The sequence below is a fragment of the Brevundimonas sp. genome (genome assembly GCF_041648615.1).
GTDB lineage: Bacteria > Pseudomonadota > Alphaproteobacteria > Caulobacterales > Caulobacteraceae > Brevundimonas.
The window spans coordinates 1-24,489 of the sequence record NZ_JBAZOS010000042.1 but is presented as its reverse complement, the minus strand read 5'-3'; the positions used below and the strand labels follow the sequence as shown (position 1 = coordinate 24,489).

Annotated in this window: 24 protein-coding genes and 1 tRNA gene; 13 read left to right on the top strand and 12 right to left on the bottom strand. The window is 68.9% G+C overall.

Features of this window, described 5'->3' with window-relative positions:
• Nucleotides 1-68: 68 nt before the first annotated feature.
• Nucleotides 69-1,217 carry an OmpA family protein gene (locus WC555_RS13480; protein WP_373254311.1) on the bottom strand — a complete coding sequence of 383 codons (1,149 nt, stop codon included), beginning with the start codon at nt 1,215-1,217 and terminating at the stop codon, nt 69-71.
• Nucleotides 1,218-1,419: 202 nt separating this feature from the next.
• The gene (locus tag WC555_RS13475) at nt 1,420-1,605 is read right to left on the bottom strand and encodes a hypothetical protein (protein WP_373254310.1); all 186 of its coding nucleotides are present in this window, start codon (nt 1,603-1,605) and stop codon (nt 1,420-1,422) included.
• A gap of 91 nt (nt 1,606-1,696) precedes the next feature.
• On the opposite strand from WC555_RS13475, the gene argB reads away from it, so the two are divergent.
• The 3 genes from argB to dapD are packed head-to-tail and all read left to right on the top strand — an operon-like array spanning nt 1,697 to nt 4,172.
• Nucleotides 1,697-2,623, top strand: coding sequence for an acetylglutamate kinase (gene argB, locus WC555_RS13470; RefSeq protein WP_373254309.1), 927 nt, complete (start codon nt 1,697-1,699; stop codon nt 2,621-2,623).
• Entirely contained in the window at nt 2,620-3,312 is a 693-nt protein-coding gene (locus WC555_RS13465) for a pyrimidine 5'-nucleotidase (RefSeq protein WP_373254308.1), read from the top strand. Before argB ends, WC555_RS13465 begins: the two co-directional genes overlap by 4 nt.
• Nucleotides 3,312-4,172 carry a 2,3,4,5-tetrahydropyridine-2,6-dicarboxylate N-succinyltransferase gene (gene dapD, locus WC555_RS13460; protein WP_373254307.1) on the top strand — a complete coding sequence of 287 codons (861 nt, stop codon included), beginning with the start codon at nt 3,312-3,314 and terminating at the stop codon, nt 4,170-4,172. The genes WC555_RS13465 and dapD overlap by 1 nt, the downstream gene beginning before the upstream one ends.
• Before the next feature lie 44 nt (nt 4,173-4,216).
• On the opposite strand, the gene WC555_RS13455 is transcribed toward dapD, so the two are convergent.
• Entirely contained in the window at nt 4,217-5,440 is a 1,224-nt protein-coding gene (locus WC555_RS13455; protein ID WP_373254306.1) for a PQQ-dependent sugar dehydrogenase, read from the bottom strand.
• Nucleotides 5,441-5,625: 185 nt separating this feature from the next.
• On the opposite strand from WC555_RS13455, the gene WC555_RS13450 reads away from it, so the two are divergent.
• The 5 genes from WC555_RS13450 to aguB all read left to right on the top strand — a co-directional run bounded on the left by WC555_RS13450 (nt 5,626) and on the right by aguB (nt 11,097).
• Nucleotides 5,626-5,702: transfer RNA gene (locus WC555_RS13450), tRNA-Met, on the top strand.
• A 212-nt stretch (nt 5,703-5,914) separates the two neighbouring features.
• On the top strand, nt 5,915-8,614 hold the full coding sequence (locus tag WC555_RS13445; RefSeq protein WP_373254305.1) for a TonB-dependent receptor: 2,700 nt from the start codon (nt 5,915-5,917) through the stop codon (nt 8,612-8,614).
• 141 nt (nt 8,615-8,755) lie between these two features.
• Nucleotides 8,756-9,760 (top strand): agmatine deiminase family protein, encoded by a 1,005-nt coding sequence (locus WC555_RS13440; RefSeq protein WP_373254304.1) that lies wholly within the window; start codon nt 8,756-8,758, stop codon nt 9,758-9,760.
• A gap of 49 nt (nt 9,761-9,809) precedes the next feature.
• Nucleotides 9,810-10,184, top strand: coding sequence for a four helix bundle protein (locus WC555_RS13435; RefSeq protein ID WP_373254303.1), 375 nt, complete (start codon nt 9,810-9,812; stop codon nt 10,182-10,184).
• A 43-nt stretch (nt 10,185-10,227) separates the two neighbouring features.
• Entirely contained in the window at nt 10,228-11,097 is an 870-nt protein-coding gene (gene aguB / locus WC555_RS13430; protein WP_373254302.1) for an N-carbamoylputrescine amidase, read from the top strand.
• Here aguB and WC555_RS13425 read toward each other — a convergent pair.
• The 5 genes from WC555_RS13425 to WC555_RS13405 all read right to left on the bottom strand — a co-directional run bounded on the left by WC555_RS13425 (nt 11,064) and on the right by WC555_RS13405 (nt 15,433).
• Entirely contained in the window at nt 11,064-11,843 is a 780-nt protein-coding gene (locus tag WC555_RS13425) for a PA-phosphatase (RefSeq protein WP_373254301.1), read from the bottom strand. The two genes, aguB and WC555_RS13425, sit on opposite strands and share 34 nt — an antisense overlap.
• Complete coding sequence (locus WC555_RS13420; protein ID WP_373254300.1) at nt 11,840-12,340, bottom strand: hypothetical protein; 501 nt, start codon at nt 12,338-12,340, stop codon at nt 11,840-11,842. Before WC555_RS13420 ends, WC555_RS13425 begins: the two co-directional genes overlap by 4 nt.
• 108 nt (nt 12,341-12,448) lie before the next feature.
• Nucleotides 12,449-12,799 (bottom strand): ribonuclease, encoded by a 351-nt coding sequence (locus WC555_RS13415; RefSeq protein WP_373254298.1) that lies wholly within the window; start codon nt 12,797-12,799, stop codon nt 12,449-12,451.
• Between the two features lie 201 nt (nt 12,800-13,000).
• Nucleotides 13,001-14,053, bottom strand: a complete 1,053-nt coding sequence (locus WC555_RS13410; RefSeq protein ID WP_373254296.1) for a deoxyhypusine synthase — start codon at nt 14,051-14,053, stop codon at nt 13,001-13,003.
• A 99-nt stretch (nt 14,054-14,152) separates the two neighbouring features.
• Nucleotides 14,153-15,433 carry a type III PLP-dependent enzyme gene (locus WC555_RS13405; protein ID WP_373254295.1) on the bottom strand — a complete coding sequence of 427 codons (1,281 nt, stop codon included), beginning with the start codon at nt 15,431-15,433 and terminating at the stop codon, nt 14,153-14,155.
• Between the two features lie 338 nt (nt 15,434-15,771).
• Here WC555_RS13405 and phnC point away from each other — a divergent pair, with 338 nt between their 5' ends.
• From phnC to phnE, 3 genes are read left to right on the top strand one after another with little or no spacing between them, the layout of a single operon-like run.
• Nucleotides 15,772-16,569 carry a phosphonate ABC transporter ATP-binding protein gene (gene phnC, locus WC555_RS13400; RefSeq protein ID WP_373254294.1) on the top strand — a complete coding sequence of 266 codons (798 nt, stop codon included), beginning with the start codon at nt 15,772-15,774 and terminating at the stop codon, nt 16,567-16,569.
• Nucleotides 16,566-17,567, top strand: a complete 1,002-nt coding sequence (gene phnD / locus WC555_RS13395) for a phosphate/phosphite/phosphonate ABC transporter substrate-binding protein (protein ID WP_373254292.1) — start codon at nt 16,566-16,568, stop codon at nt 17,565-17,567. Before phnC ends, phnD begins: the two co-directional genes overlap by 4 nt.
• Nucleotides 17,564-18,391: a phosphonate ABC transporter, permease protein PhnE gene (gene phnE, locus WC555_RS13390; protein ID WP_373254290.1), complete on the top strand. Its 828-nt coding sequence runs from the start codon at nt 17,564-17,566 to the stop codon at nt 18,389-18,391. Before phnD ends, phnE begins: the two co-directional genes overlap by 4 nt.
• 72 nt (nt 18,392-18,463) lie before the next feature.
• Here phnE and thrS read toward each other — a convergent pair whose 3' ends face one another.
• The 4 genes from thrS to WC555_RS13370 all read right to left on the bottom strand — a co-directional run bounded on the left by thrS (nt 18,464) and on the right by WC555_RS13370 (nt 22,021).
• On the bottom strand, nt 18,464-20,389 hold the full coding sequence (gene thrS / locus WC555_RS13385; protein WP_373254289.1) for a threonine--tRNA ligase: 1,926 nt from the start codon (nt 20,387-20,389) through the stop codon (nt 18,464-18,466).
• The gene (gene yidD, locus WC555_RS13380; RefSeq protein WP_373254287.1) at nt 20,386-20,634 is read right to left on the bottom strand and encodes a membrane protein insertion efficiency factor YidD; all 249 of its coding nucleotides are present in this window, start codon (nt 20,632-20,634) and stop codon (nt 20,386-20,388) included. The genes thrS and yidD overlap by 4 nt, the downstream gene beginning before the upstream one ends.
• Before the next feature lie 89 nt (nt 20,635-20,723).
• Entirely contained in the window at nt 20,724-21,194 is a 471-nt protein-coding gene (locus WC555_RS13375; RefSeq protein WP_373254286.1) for an iron-sulfur cluster assembly scaffold protein, read from the bottom strand.
• Between the two features lie 17 nt (nt 21,195-21,211).
• Nucleotides 21,212-22,021: a tetratricopeptide repeat protein gene (locus WC555_RS13370; protein ID WP_373254284.1), complete on the bottom strand. Its 810-nt coding sequence runs from the start codon at nt 22,019-22,021 to the stop codon at nt 21,212-21,214.
• A 93-nt stretch (nt 22,022-22,114) separates the two neighbouring features.
• Here WC555_RS13370 and WC555_RS13365 point away from each other — a divergent pair, with 93 nt between their 5' ends.
• Together WC555_RS13365 and WC555_RS13360 are read left to right on the top strand one after the other, a co-directional pair.
• Nucleotides 22,115-23,515: a M17 family metallopeptidase gene (locus WC555_RS13365; RefSeq protein WP_373254282.1), complete on the top strand. Its 1,401-nt coding sequence runs from the start codon at nt 22,115-22,117 to the stop codon at nt 23,513-23,515.
• A gap of 54 nt (nt 23,516-23,569) precedes the next feature.
• Nucleotides 23,570-24,355: an NlpC/P60 family protein gene (locus WC555_RS13360; RefSeq protein ID WP_373254281.1), complete on the top strand. Its 786-nt coding sequence runs from the start codon at nt 23,570-23,572 to the stop codon at nt 24,353-24,355.
• Nucleotides 24,356-24,489: the final 134 nt, after the last annotated feature.

Below are 24,489 nucleotides of genomic sequence, written 5' to 3'. Positions count from 1 at the left end.
AGCAAAAACCGCCGGCCCTCTTTCGGGGGCCGGCGGCTGTTGTTGTCTGGCCGATCGGCCTTCCGGGTTTAGCGGAAGTTGATGCCGATGGTGGCGCGACGGTTCAGAGGCTCGCGAACGCCGTCGGCGGTCGGGCGGGCCAGGGCGGTTTCACCCTTGCCGTCCAGCGAGATCACGCCGCCGTTGACGCCCTGGGCGACCAGCGCGTCCGCAACGGTGCGGGCGCGGCGGTTGGACAGGCCGATGTTGTAGGCGGCCGAACCGGAGGTGTCGGCGTGGCCGACGACCAGCACGCGGGTCGGACGGCCCGACTTGGCGTAGCTTGCCGCTTGATTCACGACCGACGAGGCTTCGGCCGTGAGGTCCGAACGATCCCAGTCGAAATAGACCACGAACTCACGCGCGACCGGAACCTGGGCCACCGGAGGCGGCGGCGGGGGCGGCGGCGGGGGCGGCGGGGGCGGGGGCGGCGGGGGAGGAGGCGCGATGTACGCCGGCTCGTCGGCGCCGAACGCATAGCGCAGGCCCAGGGTCACGGTGTGGCTGTCGTCATAACGGCCCTGGAAGGGACCGATGGCCGAGGCCGTCGTGGAGGTGAAGGTGTTGAACTCCATGTTCGACACCAGGTAGCGATAGGTCAGGTCCAGATGGGCCCGGTCGCTGATCGCCCAGGCCAGGCCGGCGATGCCTTGCGCAGCCAGTTTGGTCGAGCTGTCGTCAGCGCCGACGCCCACGGTGCGGGCGTTGCCGAAGGTGCCGATGAAGTTGGTGTCGACGCGGTTCACGCCGGCGCCGAGGCCGATGAACGGACGCAGGGCGTCGCCTTCGCTGCCGAAGTCGAACAGCACGTTCATCATCAGGGTGGCGGCCTTCAGCTCGCCATCCGGCGCGTTGCAGGCGCCCGCGGCCGGAACCACGTTGCACACGCCGGTCGGATTGACGCCAACGCCCGGACGATCGATCAGCTCGATGTCGTTCTGGCGATAGCCGCCTTCCAGCTCAACGCGCCAGTTCTGGTCGAACCGGTAGCCCAGACGCGCAAACGCGGCCCAGTCGCCTTCCGTCCCGATGTCGAACGCAGCGGATCCCGTCTGCGAGATCGTCTCCACGTCGCCCAACGTGTGGTAACCGGCGTCAATCGCCCCGTACCAGCCATTCGGCTCAGCCGCCGCAGCGCCGGCTGACAGGGCGAGAGCCCCGGCCGCGCTGGTGGCCATGATAAAAGTCTTTACGCGCATGGGTGGATGCCCTCCGCAGTCCAGTGAATTTTTTGACGGCGTACTCGCCGCCGCTGGGTTCTCTTAACAGTCCCGCTGGCCGAGGTCGAGACGCCGAGGCGGATAAGCGGGCAGCGTGGCCATATAGCTACAAGAGGAATTTTCCCGGAGCCGAATTCAAGGCCGGCGTGTGCGGAACCGGTCAGCCGCCGCCGGTCCGGCCGGTCGCCTTGCCGGACCCCTCGCACACGGCGCAGGTCTCGCCCGACATGGTCACGCCCGCGCCCTGGCATTCGGGGCAGAGCGTCGGGTCCGGGTGCTGGAGCGAGGCCGGGTCCACGGGACTGGCGGGGGTCAGATCGCTGTCGTCGATGTCGTGAGGGTTCATGTCGGGTCAAACGGCGCCGGGGCCGTCCGGTTTCATGACGACCGGTTTCATGATGACAGCGGCGGGCCTTGCCTTTACGGACCCGCTCATCATGGACGAGACCGAACGGCAATCCGAGGAACGCGGCTGGGACACGGCGAAGACGCTGGCCGAGGCCCTGCCGTACATCCAGATCTACGACCGCAAGACGGTGGTGATCAAATACGGCGGCCACGCCATGGGCGAGAGCGCCGTGGCCAAACAGTTCGCCGCCGACGTGGTCCTGCTGAAGCTGATGGGCGTCAATCCCGTCGTGGTCCACGGCGGCGGGCCCCAGATCAGCGCCATGCTGGACAAGGCCGGAGTCCGGTCCAGTTTCGTCGACGGCCTGCGGGTGACGGACGCCGACACCATGCAGGTCGCCGAAATGGTCCTGTCCGGGGCGGTCAACAAGGAGATCGCCCACTGGATCACCATGGCCGGGCGCGAGGCGGACGTGCGCGGCATCGGCCTGTCCGGCAAGGACGCGGGCCTGCTGACCGTCGAGAAGACCCGCCGGACCAAGCGCGATCCCGACAGCATGATCGAGCATGAGGTGGATCTGGGCCTGGTCGGCGAGCCGACGAAGGTCGATCCCAAGCTGATCGTGCGTCTGCTGGAGTCCGACGCGGACTGGGTGCCGGTGATCGCGCCGATCGGCGTGACCGAGGACGGCCAGACCTTCAACGTCAACGCCGACACCGTGGCCGGGGCCCTCGCCGGGTCGCTCAAGGCCAAGCGCATGCTGCTGCTGACCGATGTGGCGGGGGTCAGGGGCGCGGACGGCCAGATCATCCGGCAGATGACCGTCGGCGAAGCCTCGAAACTGATCGACGACGGCGTCGCGACCGGGGGCATGATTCCCAAGCTGCAGACCGCCATGGCGGCCGTGCGCGACGGCGTCGAGGCCGTGGTCATCCTCGACGGTCGGCGTCCGCACGCCATGCTGGTCGAGCTGTTCACCGAACACGGGGCCGGCACCCTGGTGAAGGCGGAATGACCGCCGAGGCGGTCGAGGCGACGGAACTCGGGGCCGATCTGCGCCACATCCGCAGCTGGATCTTCGATCTGGACGACACCCTGTATCCGCCCGAGTCGCAGTTCATGCGGCTGATCCAGCAGCGCATCAACGACTATGTGGTGCGCACGTCCGGCCTGCCGGCGGATGAGGCCATGGTGGTCCAGAAGGGCTATCTGCACGACTACGGCACCTCGCTGGCCGGACTGATGGCGCACCATGAGATCGATCCCCACGACTTCCTGGCCGAGGTGCATGACGTGCCCCTGGACGTGCTGACGCCCGATCCGGGGCTGCGCGCGGCGCTGGAGCGGCTGGACGGGCCGCGCATCGTCTTCACCAACGGCTCGACCGCCCATGCCCGGCGGGTGATCGAGCGTCTGCAGCTGGCGGACCTGTTCGACGGCCTGTTCTCGCTCGAGGACGGCGACCTGATCCCCAAGCCCGACCCCCGCACCTTCGCCCGCATGGCCGGGCGGTTCGGAATCGCGCCGGAGTCGGCGGCCTTCTTCGAGGATACGGTGCGAAACCTCGAGCCGGCCCACGCCCTCGGCATGACCACCGTGCTGGTGGGGCGGCGGGCCCACGACGCCGACATCCCCTTCGTCGATCACCGGGCCGCCACGCTCGGTCCCTTCCTCGCCACCGCCCGCCTGCCCGGAGACGCCTGATGCTGGATCGCGCGCACCTTGAAACCGTCATCGAAACCGCCTGGGAGGGCCGGGCCGGGATTTCGGTCTCGACCCACGGCGAGGTTCGCAAGGCCGTCGAACAGGCCCTGGACATGCTCGATTCCGGCGAGGCCCGTGTCGCCTCGCGGGGGCCGGACGGCGTCTGGACCACGCACCAGTGGCTCAAGAAGGCCGTGCTGCTGTCGTTCCGGCTCAACCCGAACGTCCGCATGGGCGCGCCGGTCGGGGCGACCATGGGGCTCAGCGACCCGACGCCGGGGCCCTACTGGGACAAGGTGCCGGTCAAATGGGCCCACTGGACCGAGGCCGACTTCGAGCGCGCGGGTTTCCGCGCCGTGCCCGGGGCCGTCGCGCGTCAGGGCGCCTTCATCGGCCGCAACGTCGTGCTGATGCCCAGCTTCGTGAACATCGGCGCCTATGTCGACGAGGGCTCGATGGTCGACGCCTGGGCCACGGTCGGGTCCTGCGCCCAGATCGGGAAGAATGTGCACCTGTCGGGCGGGGCCGGCATCGGCGGCGTGCTGGAGCCGCTGCAGGCCAATCCGACCATCATCGAGGACGGCTGTTTCATCGGCGCCCGCGCCGAGGTGGCCGAGGGCGTCATCGTGCGCGAGGGCGCGGTCCTGGCCATGGGCGTCTATCTGTCGGCCTCGACGAAGATCATCGACCGGGCGACCGGCGAGGTCTTCCGCGGCGAGGTGCCGGCGTACAGCGTCGTGGTGCCGGGCAGCCTGCCCGACCCGAACGGCGGGCCGTCCCTCTATTGCGCCGTCATCGTCAAGCGGGTGGACGCGCAGACGCGGGCCAAGACCGGCGTCAACGAGCTGCTGCGGGACTGACGCACGCCCGGCGAGCCAGACGGCGGGTCTGAGCGGCGGCGTCCTTACCGCGCCGCCAACCGAACCAGCTTGCCGTTCTGTTCGTCAGTAATGGCCCAGACCGCCCCGTCCGGCCCGACCGCCACGTCGCGGACCCGTTCACCCAGGTCGGTCAGAAGACGCTCCTCGCCGACGACCCGGTCGCCCTCCAGCACCAGCCGGGCGATGTGCTTTTCCTTCAGCCCGGCGACCAGCAGGTTGCCCCGCCAGCCGGGGAACATGGCGCCGTCGTAGACGGCCATGCCGCCCGGGGCGATCACCGGGTCCCAGTAGTAGACCGGCTGCTCCGTCCCTTCGCGGGCGGTGAGGCCGGCGTTGATCGCCCCGCCCCGGTATTCGACGCCATAGGCGACGTCGGGCCAGCCGTAGTTCAGGCCCGCCCGGTCGAGATTGACCTCGTCGCCGCCGCGCGTGCCGTGCTCGACCGTCCAGACCTTGTCGCCGGCGATGGCGATGCCCTGGACGTTGCGGTGCCCCAAGGACCAGATCTCCGGCAGGGCGCCCGCGCGGCCGACGAACGGATTGTCGCGCGGGACCGAGCCGTCGGCGTTGATGCGGATGGTCTTGCCCATGTGCGAGCCGAGGTCCTGGGCCTGCGGCCGCATGGGGGCGTCTGAACGCTCGCCCAGGGTGATGAACAGATGGCCCTGGCCGTCGAAGGCCAGCGACGACCCGAAATGCTTGTCGCCGGCATAGACCGGCAGGGCGCGGAAGATGACCTCGGCGTCCTCGACCCGCGTCCCGTCGTCCGACAGCCGGCCGCGCGCGACCGAGGTGGCGTTGCCGCCCTCGCGAGCCTCGGAATAGCTCCAGTAGATCATCCGGTCCTGACCGAAGGTCGGGCCGACCGCGACGTCCAGCAGGCCGCCCTGGCCGCGGGCGTCCACCGCGGGAAGGCCGGCGACCGGTTCGCTGATCGCGCCCGCGGCGGAGATGATGCGCAGGCGGCCGGGCCGCTCCGTGACCAGCCAGCGGCCGTCAGGCAGCAGCGCCAGCCCCCACGGATGCTCGAGTCCGGAGGCCACGACGTTGTGCGCCATCGCCGTTTCGGTGCGCACGCCCGGCGCGCGGGTCTGGCCGGCGAAGGCGGGTTGCTGGCCAGCGCCATTGGGGGGCCGGGTTTCCAGCGCCGCACCCGAGCCGGCGGCCGCGGCGTCCTGTCCATTGGCTCCGCAGGCGGCGGAAAGGCCGGCGACGCAGACTGCGGCGGCGAGGGCGAGCAGGCGCATGGGAATCCCCTTGGATGGAACAGTGAAGGAACGGCCCGCCCTGCCTAACCGTTCCGGGGCCGCGACGTCACGTCCTCAGCCTCACGCCCGAGGCGTTTCCTCGACTTGAATCCGCCGCGACCGGCCTATATAGGCACGCCTCTTCCGGCGGTCAGACCAGTTCCCGCCGGGACTCGAGCAATCGGGGCTGGGTAGCTCAGCTGGTTAGAGCGGTGGATTCATAACCCACAGGTCGGCGGTTCGAGCCCGCCTCCAGCCACCATTCCCTGACGCCGTGGGGCCGGTCGCCTCCTCCCATCCACAGCTAATCGATCCACAGTAGTGTGTCTCCCGGGTCACCCGCGGGCGCTGTCATATCACTGTCACACGAATGTCGTCCCAGTTTCCGACGGCACGCCTAGAGGGGGCGGGATTTCCACCGGCCGCCGCCGGTCGCAGGGCGCACTCGCCCAACTTCATCGGGGATAGATGACAATGACGAACCGCAAACGCGTGTTCTGGGCCACCACGGCCCTCTTCAGCGGCCTCCTGGTCGCCGGCGCCGCCTCCGCCCAGTCTTCGGGCACGGTCGCGACCGAAGGCTCCACCGAACTGGACACCGTGGTCGTCACGGGCGCCCGCACGCCCAGCATCGACGGCGTCATCGTCGCCCAGACGGTCCCCAAGACCCGTTCCAGCATCTCGCAGGAGTTCATCTCGACCCAGTCGTCGGGCCAGACGATCCTTCAGACCCTGAACCTGGTCCCCGGTCTGAACTTCGTGAACAGCGACCCCTACGGCAACTCGGGCGGCAACATCCGCCTGCGCGGCTTCGACGGCAACCGCGTCTCGCTGACCTTCGACGGCATGCCGCTGAACGACACCGGCAACTACGCCACCTACACCAACCAGATGCTTGACTCGGAGCTGATCCAGCGCGCCTCGGTCAACCAGGGCACGACCGACGTCGACAGCCCGACCGCCTCGGCCACCGGCGGCACCATCAACCTGCTGTCGGCCCGCCCGCTCGAAGAAGCCGGCGTCGAGGTCAAGACGTCGATCGGCGAGAACAACTACGGCCGCGTCTATCTGCGCGCCGACACCGGCGCCTTCGGCCCCTGGGGCACGACGGCCTACACCACGGTGTCGTACACGAACTACGACAAGTTCCGCGGACCGGGCGAGCTGGAGAAGCTCCAGTTCAACGGCAAGCTCCACCAGGACCTGGGCGGGGACGGCAATTTCGCCAGCCTGGCGGGACACTTCAACCGCAACCGCAACGCCGCCTTCTTCAACAACTACACGCTCGCGAACTTCAACAGCGGCGTGGAGCCGCTTGAGAACGACATCGCCTGCTTCCGTCCGTTCGCCGGCGCAGGCACGGTTCAGGACGAGAACACCCAGTCGAGCCGGATCCTGTCCGACGGCTCGGCCGCCTCGGGCAACTGCACCAGCGCGATCAACCTGCGCATCAATCCGTCCGACACCGGCAACATCCGGGGCCAGTTCAGCTATGCGCTGACGGACAACCTGCGTTTCACCTTCGACCCGTCCTACCAGTACGTCCTCGCGACGGGCGGCACGACCACCAGCCTGCTGAACGAGCGTGACGACCGACTGGACCAGAACCGCCTGAACAACAACAGCGCGACGGGCCTGTCCGCCATCACCGGCGCCCAGTGCCTCACCGCCCTGTACAACGCCACGGGCCGCGACCTGAACGGCGACGGCGACACCTGCGACAACGTCCACGTCTATGCGCCGTCGGTGACCAACACCAACCGCTACGGCCTGAGCAGCTCGCTGATCTGGGATCTGAACGACGACCACCGCATCCGCGCCGCCTATGCGCTTGACTACGGCCGTCACCGCCAGACCGGCGAAGGCACCTTCATCACGCGCGACTCCCAGCCCTACGACGTCTTCAGCACCGAAGGCGCGCCGGAACAGGCGGTCACCGGCCGCGACGGCTCGATCTACCGCTTCCGGGACCGCTTCTCGATCGCCGAACTGCAGCAGTTCTCGCTCGAGTACATCGGCGACTTCTTCAATGACTCGCTGACGATCAATCTCGGTGTTCGCGCGCCGGAGTTCACCCGTGAGCTGAACCAGTACTGCTACTCGCAGAACGGCTCCTCGACGGTGCGTTGCACCACCGAAACGCCCGCCTCGACCCTGGCCAGCGGGAACGTCACCTTCGCCTCGACCGGCACGACCCAGTACATCCCGCCGTACGCGGTCGAGCTGAGCTACGACGACGTCCTGCCGAACGTGGGCGCTGTCTACCGCTTCGGCGGCGGTCACAGCATCTACGCCAGCTACGCCGAGGGCCTGTCGGTGCCGCGGACGGACAACCTGTACCAGCCGGTGCGGAACACGACGGACAACTCGATCGACTTCACGGCCGTGCAGCCGGAAACGACCAAGGCCTACGACCTCGGCTACCGCTTCCGCAGCTCGCGCCTGATCGCCCAGGCCGCCATCTGGTACGTCGAGTTCGAAAACCGCATCGTCCAGTCGGTGGATAACGACCCCACCTCGCCGACCTTCGGCTTCTCCGTCGACCGCAACGTCGGCGCCGTGAAGCAGCAGGGCTTCGACGGCCAGCTGGGCTATATCTTCAGCGAGAGCTTCGCGCTGAACCTGTCGGCCTCGTACAATGACAGCGAGCTGCAGGACGACCTGTTCCTGGGCAACTTCGCGTGCACCAGCGCGAACCAACGCCCGGGATCGACGCCGGCTTGCCCGACGGCTCCCGCCGCCGCCCTGCTGATCCCGACCTACCTGCCCACCAAGGGCAAGACCCTGGTCGAGACGCCGGACTGGACCTTCTCGGCCCGCGCCGACTGGGACGTGACCGAGAATCTGTCGGTCGGCCTGCAGGCGAAATACGTCGGCGAGCGCTTCGCCACGGACATCAACGACGAAGTCTCGGAAGCCTATACGGTCGCCGATATGGATGTGCGTTATGACCTGACCGACACCTTCGGCATCCGCGGCGCCTATGTGCAGGTCAACCTCAACAACCTGCTGGACGAGGACTATCTGGGCAACATCTCCACGGGCAACGCCGTCCTGGCCTACGCCCGTAGCTCCGATCCCCGCGTTCCGGATCAGGCGGCGGCGTCATCGGGACGGACCTACTCGCTGGGTTCGCCGCGCACCGCACAGATCACCCTGGGCATGAAGTTCTAGTCCAAGGCCTGACAAGAAGACGGAAGAGGGCGGCCTGTTCACAGGCCGCCCTTTTTCTATGGCCCGGCAGGGGCCGCGCGTTGAAACCGGACCCCGCGCCCTCTATCTGGCGCGATCGGCCCTTCGCCGACACGAGGCCCCATGAACCAGACCCCCGTCCCCGCCGAATGGGCGCCGCACCGCGCGATGTGGGTCGGCTGGCCCAGCCATGCCGAGCTGTGGGAAGACAATCTCGATCCGGCCCGGGCCGAGGTCGAGGCGCTGGTTCGCGCCCTGGCTGGTCCGGGGCGCGAACGGGTGCGGCTGCTGGTGGGCAAGCCGGAGGCGCTGGACGACGCCCGCGCCCGCTTCGCCGGCGTCGACAACGTCGAGGTGGTCGATGGCCGCTTCGGCGACATCTGGCTTCGTGACACCGGCCCGATCTTCGGAGCCGGCTCCGCGACGGCGGCGGCCTTCCGCTTCAACGGCTGGGGCGGCAAGTACGAGCTGGAACACGACGACACGGTCGCCGACCAGATCGGTCAGGCCGCGGGCGTCGCCCTGGAACGCAACGGCTTCATCCTTGAGGGCGGGGCGGTGGACCACGACGGTCAGGGCACGATCCTGACCACGCGCCAGTGCGTGCTGAACCCCAACCGCAATCCCGACTGGACCGAAGAAAAGGCCGAGGCCGCCCTGACCGCCGCGCTCGGCGCGAAGAAGGTGCTGTGGCTCGGCGACGGCCTGCTGAACGATCACACCGACGGTCACGTCGACAACCTGGCCCGCTTCGTCGCGCCCGGCGTGGTCGCCTGTCCGGTGGCGTGGGGCAAGGGCGATCCCAATGACGACGTCTATGACGCCGTGGCCCGGACGCTGTCGCAGATGACGGATGCGACAGGCGCTCCGCTCAAGGTGCTGCGCCTTCCCTCGCCCGGCTTCGTCGGCGACGAGGACGAAAAGCCGGTCCCGGCCAGCCACATGAATTTCCTCATCGCCAACGGCGCCGTCATCGTCCCGACCTACGGCGACGACCGCGCCGCCGATCTGGCCTGTCAGGGCCTGAAGACAATTTTCCCGGACCGGGAGGTCATCCCCCTTCCATCCATCGCCATCCTGTCCGGCGGCGGGTCCTTCCACTGCATCACCCAGCAGGAGCCGGCGTAGAGCTGGGTGAAAAGTGCTAGTGAGCAGTGAGTGGGGAGATACGGAGGCCGTGCGCGAGGTGCAGAATCATCGCGACCTGAAAGTCTGGCAAATCTCCGTCGATCTCGTCGAGACCGTCTATCGGCTGTCCCGACACTGGCCGAACCACGAGCTTTACGGGCTGGTCTCGCAGGCGCGCAGAGCTTCCGTTTCGGTTCCCGCCAACATCGCGGAAGGAGCGGGCAGGCGAAGTACCGGGGAGTTCATCCAGTTCGTCGGCATCGCCCGGGGATCACTGGCCGAACTTGAGACCTTGTTCGTGGTGGCTGGCCGTTTGGGCTATCTGGAGGATGGCGTGTTGGAACACCTGTTGAACGACGTCGCCGAAGTCGGACGGATGTTGACCGGACTGATGCAGTCCCTTCGGGACCGGCAAGTTCGCTGACCCTTCCACTCACTACTCACTAGCACTCTTCACCGAGACGCCCATGACTCGCACCATCTCCGTCGCCGCCCTGCAGACGTCCTATGGCGAGGACCTGCAGGCGAACATCGACAAGACCATCGACCTGATCCGTCAGGCCGCCTCCAGGGGCGCGCAGGTCATCCTGCCGTCCGAGCTGTTCCAGGGCCCCTATTTCTGCGTCTCCCAGGAAGAGAAATGGTTCGCCACCGCCCATCCGTGGCGCGAGCATCCCTGCGTCACGGCGCTGCAGCCCGTGGCCGCCGAACTGGGCGTCGCCATCCCCGTCTCGATCTTCGAGCGCGAGGGGCCGCACTATTTCAACTCCATGGTCATGCTGGACGCCGACGGCCGGGCGCTGGGCGTCTATCGCAAGAGCCACATCCCCGACGGCCCCGGCTATCAGGAGAAATACTATTTCCGGCCCGGCGACACCGGCTTCAAGGTCTGGGACACCCGCCATGGCCGCGTCGGCGTCGGCATCTGCTGGGACCAGTGGTACCCCGAGACCGCCCGCGCCATGATGCTTCAGGGCGCCGAGGTGCTGTTCTACCCCACCGCCATCGGCTCCGAGCCGCATGACAAGGAGCTGGACACCGCCGCGCCGTGGCGCCGCGCCATGCAGGGTCACGCCGTGTCCAATGTCGTGCCGGTCGTCGGCGCCAACCGGATCGGCCACGAGCGGGTCACCGAGGCCGGTCAGGTCTTCTACGGTTCGTCGTTCATCGCCGACCATCGCGGCGATCTGGTCGAGAGCTTCGGCCGCGACGACGAAGGGGCGCTGGTCCACACCTTCGACCTCGACTACATCGACCGGCACCGCGCCGCCTGGGGTTTCTTCCGCGACCGGCGAACGGACCTCTACGGCTCGCTGGTCGCGCCCAGGCCGGCCTGACCCAGGGCGAGACGTTCGGCGGCGCAGCCGGGATTGGTCAGGCCCTCGGCGCGCGCCGCCGCGACCTCCGCCCGGGCGGCCTGAAGATCGGCGGCGAAGGCGGGCGTAGCGGCCCCGGCGGCGTATAGCCGGATCCCCAGGGCGGCCCCGTCGGCCACATCTCCGGGCCAGTTCATGCGGCAGACCGCGCGGCTCAGTCCGATCGCGCGCCCCATGCGGCGGGCGGGTTCAGCCCGGTCCGGCGCGAGGTCCGAGAACATCTCGCCCCAGGCCGCGCCGGCGACGGCGCCCACGGCCGGCCAGGCGGGCCCGTCCCGGATCGCGTCGTTGACCCTCTGGCACGGCTCCAGTCCCGCGATCGCCTTGATCGGTCGCGGCCGGGGCGATCGTTCGGCCAGAAGACGGGTCAGGCTGTCGGCGTCGACCAGCAGGCGGTTCATCAGCCGGGTCAGGGCCGGTCGAGGCTTCTGCGCGAAACGGGCGCCGAGGGCGCAGTCGAAATGCTGGGCCGCCTCCGGCGCCGCCAGCTGGGCATGGGCCGTGGCCAGCCACCAGCGGTCCGTTCCGGGCTCGCCGGGCAGAGGATCGGAAATCGTCCAGGGCGTGGGCGCGGGCGCCGCCCCGGCCAGCGCCTGGATCGCCCGCGCGTCGAGATAGCCAGGGAGCGTCTGGGCAGGCGCGGAACCACGGGTCGAGGCGCATGCGCCCAGAAGGACGCAGGCCGCGACCGCGGCGGCGCGGCTCACCCGCCGGCGGTCCAGTCCAGCTGCACGCTGGTCGGTCCGTTCTCCACCGGGGTCGCGACGACGCGCAGCAGCTTGCCGCTGCCGTCCCCGGCCGCGGCGCCATAGGCGCGGGCCTCGCCCTGGTTCATGGCCATGACCGAGGCCAGACCGGCGGCCTCGGCGCGCTGGCGGTAGAAGGCGATCACCCGGTCCGGCGTGGCGTCGGTGGTGAAGCTGAGGATGCCGCCGGGGCCGTCCGGACCCTGGGCGACCGTCGCCGGCCCGCTGACCGTTCCGCCGGGGTAGACGACCGCGAAGGCCGGCGCTCCCGGAGCCGCCGGTTGCGGGCCGCCCGGGGTCGGGGCGGCGACCGCCGGGGCGGGCTCGACGGCGACGGGGGCGGCCGCCGTGTCGACCGCGGCTTCAGCCGCGGCGTCAGCATCCTGCGCCGGGCCCTGACCGCAGCCGGTCACGGCCAGGGTCGCCGTCAGAGCGGCGGCCGCTAACATGCGCTTCATCCCGTATCGTCCTTGAATAGGCTTGTTGATTGCAGGCACCGTGGCCCAAGCCTGCGGCGGCGGCAAGGCGGGTTCGCGCCTTCGGAAAGGCGCGCATTGACGCGGATGTCAGCCCGTCGCCGCGTCGGCCTGACCGGTTTTGGCCTCTCCGGGATTCCCGGCCGGTCCGGCAGCGTCCGCGCCGGTATTCTTGATCGGGTTCGGGTCCGCGCGCGCGGGAGAATGGCTATCGGCCGAGGCCATGCCCTCGCTGGCGAGGGCTTCGTTGATGATGTCCTGATCCGGATCGACGTCCGACCCCGTGGCCGCCCCGCCCTGCAGCGATCCCGCCCGCGTGTCCGACCCCATGCCCGATCCCGACAGGGCGTCGGTCAGGGCGTCCGGCTTGCGGCCCAGATCGGGCTTTTCGCCCATGTCCTCCGCCTCGCGGGCGTCCTCGGTCTGGTTCTGGTCGGTCATGGCGAAGCTCCTTCACGGGAAGAAGCGGGCGGAAGGGAACGGGGTTCCCTCTTGCGTCCCCCCGGGCCTGACCCGAGGGCGCCGGCGCGGAGCAGCCCACAAGACAAGGGCGGCCCGCCAAACGACGGGCCGCCCCTCTCAACCTGCACCGGTTCGTCCGATCCCCGGGTCAAGCCCGAGGATGCCGGCGATAATCCGCCGTTACTTGCCGAACAGCTTGTTCCAGCGGCGCTTCTCGCGGTTCTTCCACGACCCGCGGTGATAGGCGTCCGAACCGATCAGCGGCACCACGGTGGTGGCTTCGGCGAAGACCATCTGCTCATGGGTGGTCTGCACCTTGCCCCAGGAGGCGGCTTCCTTGAGCGTCGAGGACGAGCAGGCGCCGTCACGCACGTCGGCGACCGTGATCTGGACCGCATAGCGGTGCATCTCGGCCTCGACGCCGAGGATCTCGGCGCAGACGACCGTGTCCTGGGCGAAGTTTTTCGGCACGCCGCCGCCGACCATGAACAGGCCGGTGACGCCCGCGGCGATCTTGATGTCGGTCAGTTCGCGGAAGTCGGCCACCGCGTCGATCATCAGATAGGGCTGCTTCGCCGCGATCCGCTCCTTCTGGTGCTTGACCAGGCCGAAGCCGGCCGAGGAGTCGACGAAGGCCGGGCAGAAGATCGGCACGCCCTCTTCATAGGCGGTCTGGATCAGCGAGCCGGGCTTCTTCGCGTTGCCTTCCGACAGCCACTTGCCCATTTCCCAGATGAACTCGCGCGAGGAATAGCCGCGCGGCTCCAGGCGGTTGCAGATTTCCAGGATGGTGTGGTCGCAGGCCTGGAGCTCTTCCTCGTCGATATAGGTGTCGTAGATGCGGTCGATGTAGTTTTCGCGCAGGACGTTGTCGTCCACCTCGCCGGCGGCCTGGTAGTGTTTGAAGCCGAGGGCCTCGAAGAAATCCATGTCGACGATCGAGGCGCCGGTGGCGACCACGGCGTCGATCATGCCGAACTTCACCATGTCGCGGTACACGTGCATGCAGCCGCCGGCCGAGGTCGAGCCGGCGAGGATCAGCCACGGCGAGCAGTCCTTGTCCTCGATGGCCATGTTGAAGATGTCGGCGGCCCGGGCCGTGTCGCGGCTCGAGAACGACATCTTGCGCATGCTGTCGATGATCGGGCGGGCGTCGAAGGACGTGATGTCCACGTGCTCGACGGTGTTCTGAAGCAGCTGGGCCTTTTGATTGGTCTGAACGGGAGCGTTCATTGCAAGGGTTTCCCTTTGGTTTGAGCGCCCGTCGTCAAAAGAAACAGCGGCCCGGACGGAGCGACGGGCCGCTGCTGGTTACAACGCGAAAGCGACGGTTTAGCGCCGCTGTTTTTTCCGCTGGCCGGCCTTGCCCTTGGGACGGGACAGGCGAACCACCTTGCGCGCGGCTTCTTCCGCCGTGGTGCGCACGGTCGGGATGGAGCGCGGCGCCAGGCCGTAGAGCGAAGCCATCGGCGCGTCCTCGACCATGGCCAGATCGTGCTCGCCATAGCCGTTGAAGCCGGTCGACATGGCCACGCCATAGGCGCCCAGCATGCCGATCTCGATGAAGTCGCCTTCCTGCACATCGGCCGGCAGCCAGAACGGTCCCGGCATGTGGTCGATGGAGTCGCAGGTCGGGCCGTAGAAGCGGAAGGCCTTCAGCTCGCTCGAGCTTGCGCCCCCTTGAATGGAATCTGGCCGGACCAGCTTGGTCGGGAAGGGCCAGCGCGAATGGGTCGCGTCGAACAGCGAACCGTAGGAGCCGTCGTTCAGATACAGGGCGTCGCCCTTGCGCAGGTCGACGCGGCACAGCACCGACGAGGACTCGGCGACCAGGGCCCGGCCGGGCTCGCACCACAGTTCGGTGGTGTGGGTGACCGGCATGTCGTTGAAGCCGCGGTGGATGGCGTCAGCGTATTCGCTCATGTCCGGCGGGACCATGCCCGGATAGACCGAGGGGAAGCCGCCGCCGACATCGACGATGTCGACGATCACGCCGGCGCGGGTGATGGCGCGACCGACCTGGGCCATGGCGGCCTCATAGGCGGACGGACGCATGCATTGCGAACCGACGTGGAAGCAGACGCCCATCAGGCCGTCGACCACCGCCTGGCGCGTGGCCAGCAGCAGGGACGGAGCCTGGTCCGGCGAGACGCCGAACTTGCCCGACAGGGAATAGGCCGCGCCGTCGGCCGAGACCGTCATCCGCACCAGCAGGTTCAGATCCGTGGCGCCGCCCGTGGCGTCGAGGATCTTGGCCAGCTCGTCATGGCTGTCCAGCGAGAAGGTGCGGACGCCGTGATCGAAATAGGCGCGGGTGATGGCGCCGCGGCTCTTGACCGGGTGCATGAAGGCCAGGCGCGCGTCGGCGCTGACCGAACGGACCAGTTCGATCTCTGACAGCGATGCGACGTCGAACGCGGTGACGCCCGCCTCGACCAGGGTCTCGATGACCCAGCGCGAGGGATTGGCCTTCACAGCATAGAAGACGTCGGCCTTTAGATTGTCCTGGAACCAGCGCGCCGCTACGGAAACCGAACGCGGCCGCACGAGTGCGACGGGACGTTCAGGGGACCGCTCGCGGACCAGGTCCAGGGGAAATGGATACGTGCGCAATTCACGTAAACCCCTGTAATTGTTAAACCCAGCCGGCGTTAGCAGCGCATAGAGTCAGACCACGGGGTCCGCCGGAAGCCGCGATGTAGGGTCACGGGACTGTCATGTAAAGCGGTTTTTTTCAGGCAGGGCTTGAGGTTAGGCGCGATTGGTCCGCAGGCGGACCATCCTGGCCGCCCGCGTAAAGGGCTGCCGTCGGCCGCTGCGGCCCCTGGTCGTCCAGGACGTCCCGCCTGCCGTTCCGCTGGACGAAATCCTCGCGGACGTGCCATTAAGACTTGCCTCGCGGGCCTGATCGGGCGATGCGGCGCGCCCTTGCAACCGCTTTCAGCGTGTCCATGACCTCAGCCACTGCCGCCGTCGCGTCCGTGAAGGACGTGTCCAAGACTTTCGGCGCCCGAAAGGCCCTGAACGGCGTGTCCGTCGAGGTCGGGGCCGGAGAAATGGTCGCCCTGATCGGACCTTCCGGCTCCGGCAAATCGACGCTCCTGCGTTCGATCACCGGCCTGCAGACCATCGACTCCGGCAAGGGAACGATCACCGTCTTCGGCGAGTGCGTGCAGAAGAACGGCCGCACCACCGGGGCCACCCGCGCCGCGCGCCAGAAACTGGGCATGATCTTCCAGCAGTTCAATCTGGTGGGACGGCTGTCGCTGTTCTCCAATGTCATGCTGGGCGCCCTCGGCCGGCTGCCCGGCTGGCGGGGGTTCCTCGGCGCCTGGCCCAGGGCCGACAAGCAGCGGGCCATGGCCGCCCTGCACCGCGTCGGCGTGTCCGACTACGCCGCCCAGCGCGCCAACACCCTGTCCGGCGGCCAGCAGCAGCGCGGCGCCATCGCCCGGGCGCTCGTCCAGGGCGCGAAAGCCATCCTGGCCGACGAGCCCGTCGCCTCGCTGGACCCGGTGTCCGCCCGCAAGGTGATGGAGCTGCTGGTCGAGCTGAACCGGCGCGACGGCATGGGCGTCATCGTCACCCTGCACCAGGTGGACTACGCCATCCGCTACTGTGAACGGGTCATCGCCCTGAAGGCCGGCCGGATCGTCTATGACGGCCCGGCGACGGGTCTGGACACCAAGCAGCTTATCGACATCTACGGTCCCGAGTTCGAGGACGCGTTCTGGGAAACCAAGATATGACCGTCGCTCCCGTCACCCGCCGCCTCGGCCTGATCGCCGCCGCCGCCGCCCTGCTGGGCCTCGCCGCCTGCGGCGGCGGGGACGACAAGTCCTCGGCCGCGCCGACCGAGATCACCTTCTCGATCCTGTCGGCCGAGGGGCAAGCCTCCTCCGGTCCGATCTGGCAACCGCTGCTGGACGACATGTCCAGGGCCATCGGCGTGCCGGTGAAGCCCTATTTCGCCTCGAACTACACCATCCTGGTGGAGGCCATGAAGGGCAACCAGACGCAGGTGGCTTGGCTGTCGGCCAAGCCCTCGGTCGAGGCCATCGACCGCGCCCAGGGCGAGGTCATCGCCCGTATCGTCGATCCGGAGGGCCGCGACAGCTATCGCTCGACCCTGATCGTCAAGGCCGGCTCAGGCATCACGCTCGACGACGTCATGGCGTGCGGCAAGAAGTATGATTTCGGCATCGGCGACGCCCAATCGACGTCGGGCACGCTGGCGCCCATGGCCTTCCTGTTCAATCCGCGCGGGATTGTGCCAGCCCAGTGCTTCAAGACCGTGCGCTCGGCCAACCATCAGTCCAACGCCTTCTCGGTCGCATCCGGCGTGTTGGACGTCGCTACGTCCAACACCGTCAATACCGTCTTCCTGACCCGCCAGAACCCGCAGGTCGCCGCCCAGATCGAGGAAATCTGGCAGTCCCCGCCGATCCCGGAAAGCGGCATCGTCGTCCGTGAGGACCTCGATCCCGTGATCAAGGAGAAGATCCGCGGCTTCTTCCTGACCTACGGCCAGGGCGAAGGGGCGGAAGCTGCGCGTCAGCGGCAGGTCCTGGCGGGCCTGAACTATTCCCGCTTCAACCCCGCCGACGACAGCTACCTCAATCCCGTCCGTGAAATGGTCGCCGACCAGCAACTGGGCGAGGCGCGCGCCAAGGGCGACACGGCCGCCGCGGCCGCCGCCGAGCGCGAACTGCAGCGTCTGCGCAGCCTGCGTGAGGTCCAGCCTTGACCGACGCCAGCGCTGCCAGACCCGCCGCCGCCGAGACGGCCATTCCGAACCCCCCGTCCAAATCCGCCCTGGCCTGGGCGCTTGACCTGCTGATCTGGGGCGGCGTGCTGGTGGTCCTGATCTACAGCGTCAACGACGTTGATCTGGGCAATCTGTCCCGGCTGGTCACCAACGCCGATGCGGTTCGGAATTTCGCGACGGACCTGCTCCGCCCCGACTTCACCGAATGGCGGATGTTCGTCGCCCAGATGTGGCAGACGGTCCAGATCGCGCTTTGGGGCACCTTCCTGGCCGTCTTTCTGGCGGTGCCGCTGGGCCTCGCCGCCGCGCGCAACATCGCCCCGGTCTGGGTGGTGACGCCGATCCGCTGGATCATGAACCTGCTGCGGTCCATCCCGGATCTGGTCATGGCCCTGCTGTTCATCGTCGCGGTCGGGCTCGGCCCGCTGGCCGGCGTCCTCGCCATCGCGCTGAACACCGCGGGCGTTCTGGCGAAACTGTTTTCGGAAGCGGTCGAGTCGATCGACAAGGGCCCGGTCGAGGGTGTGCGCGCCACGGGAGCCTCGGGCCTGCACGAGATCGTCTGGGGCGTTATTCCGCAGGTGGCCCCGTTGTGGACCTCCTTCGCCCTTTACCGCTTCGAGTCCAACAGCCGTTCGGCCACCGTCCTGGGCCTGATCGGCGCCGGCGGCATCGGTCAGGTTCTTTTCGAGAGCATGAACGCGTTCAACTTCCGCGCGGTCTCGGCCATCGTGATCATCGTCGTCATCGCCGTGACCCTGATCGACATGCTGTCCCAGGCCATGCGCAAGCGTCTGCTGTAACCGGCGCGTCACCGCCCATTGAAAAGCCCGCCACCGCGATCGCGATGGCGGGCTTTTTGTTTCCCGACCGGATCAGGCGGGCCGCAGATCCGGCGGCGTAGCCTCTTCCGTCAGAATGCGGATCGCCTCGTCCAGCGACACCACCTCCTGCGCCTGCGAGCCCAGGCGGCGGATGGCGACCGTGCCCTGTTCGGCCTCGTTCTTGCCGACCACGGCGATGACCGGAACCTTGCCGACCGAGTGCTCGCGCACCTTGTAGCCGACCTTCTCGTTGCGCAGGTCGATGTCCGTGCGCAGGCCGGCGGCCTTGAACCGGGCCTGGACCTCGCGCGCATAGTCGTCGGCTTCCGAGACGATGGTCGCCACCACGGCCTGGGTCGGGGCCAGCCACAGCGGGAAGGCCCCGGCGTAGTTCTCGATCATGATGCCGATGAACCGCTCGAACGACCCGAGGATGGCCCGGTGCAGCATGACCGGCCGATGCTTCTGGCCGTCCTCGCCGATATATTCCGCGTTCAGACGTTCGGGCAGCACATAGTCGAGCTGCAGCGTGCCGCAGGTCCAGGTCCGGCCGATGGCGTCCTTGACGATGAAGTCCAGCTTGGGCGCGTAGAAGGCGCCGTCGCCCTCGGCGATGACCGGGTCCACCCCGGCCAGCCGCGCCGCCTCGCCCAGCATGGCCTCGGCCTTGTCCCAGAATTCATCCGATCCGGCGCGCACCTCGGGCCGGGTCGCCAGGGCGATCTCGTGCGTGTTCATGCCCAGGTCGGCGTGAACCAGACGGGTCAGTTCGATGAACCGGCGCGTCTCCTCGACGATCTGGTCCTCGCGGCAGAAGATGTGGGCGTCGTCCTGGGTGAAGCCGCGCACCCGCATCAGGCCGTGCAGGGCGCCCGACGGCTCATAGCGGTGGCAGGCCCCGAACTCGGCCATGCGCAGCGGCAGTTCGCGGTACGACCGCTGGCCCTGGTCGAAAATCTGCACATGGCCCGGGCAGTTCATCGGCTTGAGGGACAGGGTCTCGCCCTCGACCGTCTCGCAGACGAACATATTGGGCCGGTATTTCTCCCAGTGGCCCGACTTCTCCCAGAAGGTCCGGTCCAGCACCTGCGGCGTCTTGACCTCGACATAGCCGGCGGCGTCCAGCCGGCGGCGCATATAGGCCTCCAGCACGCGCCACAGCTCCCAGCCCTTGGGATGCCAGAAGACCATGCCCCGGCCTTCCTCCTGCATGTGGAACAGGCCCATGGCCTTGCCGATCTTGCGGTGGTCGCGCTTTTCCGCCTCCTCGACGCGCAGCAGATAGGCGTCGAGGTCCTCCTTCGAGGCCCAGGCCGTCGCATAGATGCGCTGCAGCTGCGGATTGCGATGGTCGCCGCGCCAGTAGGCGCCGGCCAGCTTGGTCAGCTTGAAGGCCTTGCCGACGAATTTCGTCGTCGGGAAATGCGGCCCGCGGCACAGGTCCAGCCAGCCGCCCGAGCGATAGACGGTGATTTCCTCCGTGCCCGGAAGATCGCGGATGAGCTCGGCCTTGAACGTCTCGCCGACGCTCTCGAAATGCTTGATCGCGGCCTCGCGGTCCCAGACTTCGCGGACCAGCTTCTCGTCGCGGTCGACGATCTCGGCCATCTTCCTTTCGATGGCGGCGAAGTCGTCCGTCGAGAACGGCTCCTCGCGGGCGAAGTCGTAATAGAAGCCGTCCTCGATGGCCGGACCGATCGTGACCTGGGTGCCGGGGAACAGCTCCTGCACCGCCTGGGCCAGCACGTGGGCGGCGTCGTGGCGGATGGTCTCCAGCGCCTCGGGATCGTCGCGCATGATCAGCCTGAAGTCGCCCGAGCCGCCCAGCGGACGGTCCAGGTCGCGCTGTTCGCCGTTCAGGGCCACGAGCGCCGCCCGCTTGGCCAGCGACGGCGAGATGGAGGCGGCGACGTCACGGCCCGTGGCGTCGTCGGGATACTGGCGCGAAGCACCGTCGGGGAATTTGAGATCGATCATGGGTCTGTCTTTACAGGCGGAACCGGGTCGTAACCCGAGGCTCCGAAGGGGTGGCATTTACAGAGGCGTCTGACCGTCAGCCATCCCCCCTTGATCGGTCCGTGCTGGATCAGCGCGTCCCGACCGTAGTCCGAGCAGGTCGGCAGGAACCGGCATTGCTGCCCGATCAGGGGCGACAGCGTCAGCTTGTAGCCGCGATGGGCCAGCCGCACGCTGCGTTCATAGAGGGTTTCGCCGGCTGCCATGTCGCCGCGCTTATCCCCTGCAAAGGCTGCGGGGGCAACCTGGCCTCAAGTAGCGCGAAGCGCGATAGGCCAGACCAACAAGCGCGCCGCTATGCTGCGCCGGCGAGGCTAGTTCGCGTGTCCGGCCCCTTGCGGGCCAGGGCCTGCCGCATCGCGTCCAGCGCCGCCTCGATGGCGACCATGGTCGAGGCGTGACGGGCGGGATAGCCGGCGACCTGTTTCAGGGCGCGCAGGCCCTCGAACCGGCCCGCCGGACCCTCGCCGCCGGCCTTCAGCATGGCCGCCATGGCGTCGCGCGCCGAAACCAGTTCATCCAGCGAGGCGCCGATCACGGATTCGCCGAGCACGCCGGCGGCGGCCTGACCGAGGGCGCAGGCCTTCACATCCTGGGCGAACGCAAGAACGCGTCCGGCATCGTCCAGCGTCACGTCCACGATCGCCTTCGAGCCGCACAGTTTGGCGACGCGTTCGCCGGTGCCTTCCGGCGCGGCCAGCCGTCCGCTGTGCGGCAGATTGGCCGCCAGCCTGAGGATGCGCGCGCTGTAGAGCTCGTCGATCATGGGCCGAATATAGGGGATCACCCGCCCTGGAGCGAGCCCCAGGTCCGGGCCTGATCGACGCTCCCGTCCCTGGCGCGGTCCCGCAGCCACTGCAGATTGGCGTCGGCCGCTTCCGGCGGCAGGTCGCGGCGCAGGATCTGTTCCGCCTCGCCCATCTTGCCGCTCAGTCCCAGCACCATGGCCAGATTCAGCCGAACCTTCAGCGTGGCCCCCGGCTGGGCGGCGGCCCGGCGCAGCAGCGGTTCGGCCGCGGCGGCGTCGCCGTGGGTCATGGCCGATATGGCCATATTGCTCAGGACGGCGGGATTTTCGGGCGAGATGGCCAGGGCCTGGGCCCAGGCGGCGCGGGCGTCGTCGGGCCGGCGCACCTGCTCATAGGCCGCCCCCAGCAGCGACCAGGCCTGCCAGTCGCCGGGGCGGGCGTTGCGGGCCTGTTCGAGGGCGGCGACGCCATAGAAGGCCTGACCGCGTGCGAGATGGGCGCGTCCCACTTCCAGCATGGCGTCGACGTTTCCGGGCTGGATGACCAGCACGCCCTGGGCGATCTCGGCGGCCTGATCGAACCGGCCCAGATCGCGCAACGCCGCCGCGGCCTTCACCCCGGCGACGGGGTCGCGGGGATCGATGTCCGCCTGATCCGTCCAGAACACGGACCGGCTGAGGGCGTCGGAACGCTCATAGGCGGCGCGCACCTCGGCGCTGGCCGGCACGCGCGGGGCGGCGGCCGCCTGCGGCTGGGCGGGGGCCTGGGTCTGGGCGGCCGCCGCGCCTGCGGGGACGCCCGAAAGCAGGACGAGGATTGCGATAGAGGCTGTCGTGCGCGACATGGAGGCGCTCCGGAAGGTTCGGGGGCCAGACTCGGCCCTTGGCGTCAATCCTTGGTTAAGATCGGCCCTCGCCGGCCGGAAAGGCCGCTGTCCATGTCCGTCCTGCATCCCGACCTGCTGACCCCGGACGCCGCGGGCGCGATCACGGTCCGGTTCGTGGGGCCCACGGGCCGGATCGACGAGGCGCTGCAAGGCTGGGCCGAGGTCAACGGCTTCAGGGGCAAACCCGGCCAGATGCTGGTCGCGCCGGATGGTCGGGGCGGCGTCGCCGCGGTCCTGGTCGGGGCCGGAGAGACCTTCGATCCGATGTCCGCCCGCGCCCTGCCGGCCAGGCTGCCGCCCGGCCTCTACCGGCTGGAGGCGGAGCCCGGGGACGCGCGCAGGGCCGCCCTGGCCTTCCTGCTGGGGGCCTATGCCTTCGACCGGTACAAGGCCCGCCCCGATCGCGACCGGGTTCGGCTGGTCGCGCCGCCGGGCCTCGATCTGGCGGCGACGATCCGGATCGCCTCGGCCTGCGCCCTCGCCCGCGAGATGGTCGACACCCCGGCCGCCGACATGGGGCCCCTGCAGATCGAGACCATCGCCCGCGAAATCGCGGAAGAGGCGGGGGCGGCGATCGCCGTCGTCACCGGCGACGCCCTGCTGGATGAGAATTTTCCGGCCGTTCACGCCGTCGGCCGCGCCGCCGCCCCGCACCGCGCGCCGCGCGTCATCGAGATCGGCTGGAACCTCGATCGCGCCGACCTGCCGCTGGTCGCCCTCGTCGGAAAGGGCGTGGTGTTCGACACCGGCGGGCTCGACATCAAGGGCGCGACGGGCATGCGCAACATGAAGAAGGACATGGGCGGCTCGGCCCACGCCCTCGCCCTGGGCCGGCTGATCATGCAGGCGCGCCTGCCCGTGCGGCTGGTCGTGCTGGTCGCCGCGGTCGAGAACGCCATCTCCGCCGACGCCTTCCGTCCCGGCGACATCCTGAACAGCCGCAAGGGCCTGACCATCGAGATCGGCAACACCGACGCCGAGGGGCGGCTGGTCCTCGCCGACATCCTGACCCGCGCGGGCGAGCATTCGCCGGACGTCACCCTCGATTTCGCGACCCTGACCGGCGCGGCGCGCATCGCCCTGGGGCCGGAGTTGCCGCCGCTCTATACCGACGACGAAGCCCTGGCCGCCGACCTTCTGGAGGCCGCCCGCGCCGTCGACGACCCGTTGTGGCGGATGCCGCTGTGGCCCGGCTATCGCGCGGCGCTGGACACCGAGATCGCCGACCTGCGCAACGATTCCGCCGCCTGGGCCCAGGCCGGCTCGGTGACCGCCGCCCTGTTCCTGCAGCGGTTCGCCCCGACCACCGGCGCCTGGGCCCATATGGACATCTTCGCCTGGAACCCGCGCGCCCGTCCGGGCTGGCCCGAGGGCGGCGAAGCCCAGGCGCTGCGGGCCTGTTTCGAGATGCTCTCGCGCCGATACGGCCACGAGAAAGCCTTCATCCGTTAACGGCCCTTTCGGCTTCTTGCGTTACGACGACGGCTCAACCGGACGAGCCCACGCTTGACTGCAGCCGCCGCCATTCTCGATCCCCGCACCACGCTCGCCCGGCCCGATCTGGCCGAGCAGGCGCTGGAAGGCGTCGTGCGCGCCTCCGCCTTCCGCGCGGTCCGGCCGATGCATTGCGCCGTCGCGCTCGCCGACATCCATGCCGCCGCCGTTCCCGGCGAATATCCGATCGACCAGCTGATCTTCGGCGAGGCCTTCGACGTGCTGGACGCGCGGGGCGACCGCCTGTGGGGTCGCGCGCGCCGCGACGGCGTGGTGGGCTGGATCGATGCGGCGTCCCTCGCCGAAGGCGCGCCGCGGCCGACGCACCGTGTCGCCGGCCTGGACGCCGCCCTGCCGCTGAACGCCCTCGTCGTCGATCCTGCGGACGATGCCGGGATGACGCCGGTCGGGGAGTTCGCTTCTTCGCCGGTCGAGGTCGCCGCACGTCTGGTCGGCGTCCCCTACAGGCTGGGCGGTCGCTCGTCGCTGGGCACGGACTGTTGCGGCCTGGTGCAGCAGGCGCTGTACGCCTGCGGCCTTCCCGGGCCGCGCTATGCCGATCTGCTGGCCGAACTCGGACAGCCGGTCGCGGCAGGCGAGGCTCGACGCGGCGATCTGGTGATCTGGCTGGACCCCGCGGAAGGGCCGTGGAACGGCCACGCCGGCTTCATGCTGGACGACGGCCGGGTGCTGCACGCCGTCGGGCGGCTGGGCGGTGTGGTGATCGAGCCGTTCGCGGACGCCGACGCCCGGCATCGTGTGACGGGCTCGTCCGGCCCGGTCTTCCGTCGGCTCTGAGCGGAACGAAAAAGGGCGGCCCGAAGACCGCCCCCTCCATTCATATCATTCCGACCGGACTCAGGTGTTCGGCGGCGCCGGGCTGGTCGCGGCCGGGGGCGCGGCGGGCGTGGCCGCCGTGGTCGGCTGGGCCG

Bases quoted from the DNA above. Each gene is read 5' to 3' on its own strand.
- WC555_RS13480 (WP_373254311.1), bottom strand. From the start codon at position 1,217: ATGGCCACCAGCGCGGCCGGGGCTCTCGCCCTGTCAGCCGGCGCTGCG.
- WC555_RS13475 (WP_373254310.1), bottom strand. From the start codon at position 1,605: ATGAACCCTCACGACATCGACGACAGCGATCTGACCCCCGCCAGTCCC.
- argB (WP_373254309.1), top strand. From the start codon at position 1,697: ATGGACGAGACCGAACGGCAATCCGAGGAACGCGGCTGGGACACGGCG.
- WC555_RS13465 (WP_373254308.1), top strand. From the start codon at position 2,620: ATGACCGCCGAGGCGGTCGAGGCGACGGAACTCGGGGCCGATCTGCGC.
- dapD (WP_373254307.1), top strand. From the start codon at position 3,312: ATGCTGGATCGCGCGCACCTTGAAACCGTCATCGAAACCGCCTGGGAG.
- WC555_RS13455 (WP_373254306.1), bottom strand. From the start codon at position 5,440: ATGCGCCTGCTCGCCCTCGCCGCCGCAGTCTGCGTCGCCGGCCTTTCC.
- WC555_RS13445 (WP_373254305.1), top strand. From the start codon at position 5,915: ATGACGAACCGCAAACGCGTGTTCTGGGCCACCACGGCCCTCTTCAGC.
- WC555_RS13440 (WP_373254304.1), top strand. From the start codon at position 8,756: ATGAACCAGACCCCCGTCCCCGCCGAATGGGCGCCGCACCGCGCGATG.
- aguB (WP_373254302.1), top strand. From the start codon at position 10,228: ATGACTCGCACCATCTCCGTCGCCGCCCTGCAGACGTCCTATGGCGAG.
- WC555_RS13420 (WP_373254300.1), bottom strand. From the start codon at position 12,340: ATGAAGCGCATGTTAGCGGCCGCCGCTCTGACGGCGACCCTGGCCGTG.
- WC555_RS13415 (WP_373254298.1), bottom strand. From the start codon at position 12,799: ATGACCGACCAGAACCAGACCGAGGACGCCCGCGAGGCGGAGGACATG.
- WC555_RS13410 (WP_373254296.1), bottom strand. From the start codon at position 14,053: ATGAACGCTCCCGTTCAGACCAATCAAAAGGCCCAGCTGCTTCAGAAC.
- phnC (WP_373254294.1), top strand. From the start codon at position 15,772: ATGACCTCAGCCACTGCCGCCGTCGCGTCCGTGAAGGACGTGTCCAAG.
- phnD (WP_373254292.1), top strand. From the start codon at position 16,566: ATGACCGTCGCTCCCGTCACCCGCCGCCTCGGCCTGATCGCCGCCGCC.
- thrS (WP_373254289.1), bottom strand. From the start codon at position 20,389: ATGATCGATCTCAAATTCCCCGACGGTGCTTCGCGCCAGTATCCCGAC.
- yidD (WP_373254287.1), bottom strand. From the start codon at position 20,634: ATGGCAGCCGGCGAAACCCTCTATGAACGCAGCGTGCGGCTGGCCCAT.
- WC555_RS13375 (WP_373254286.1), bottom strand. From the start codon at position 21,194: ATGATCGACGAGCTCTACAGCGCGCGCATCCTCAGGCTGGCGGCCAAT.
- WC555_RS13370 (WP_373254284.1), bottom strand. From the start codon at position 22,021: ATGTCGCGCACGACAGCCTCTATCGCAATCCTCGTCCTGCTTTCGGGC.
- WC555_RS13365 (WP_373254282.1), top strand. From the start codon at position 22,115: ATGTCCGTCCTGCATCCCGACCTGCTGACCCCGGACGCCGCGGGCGCG.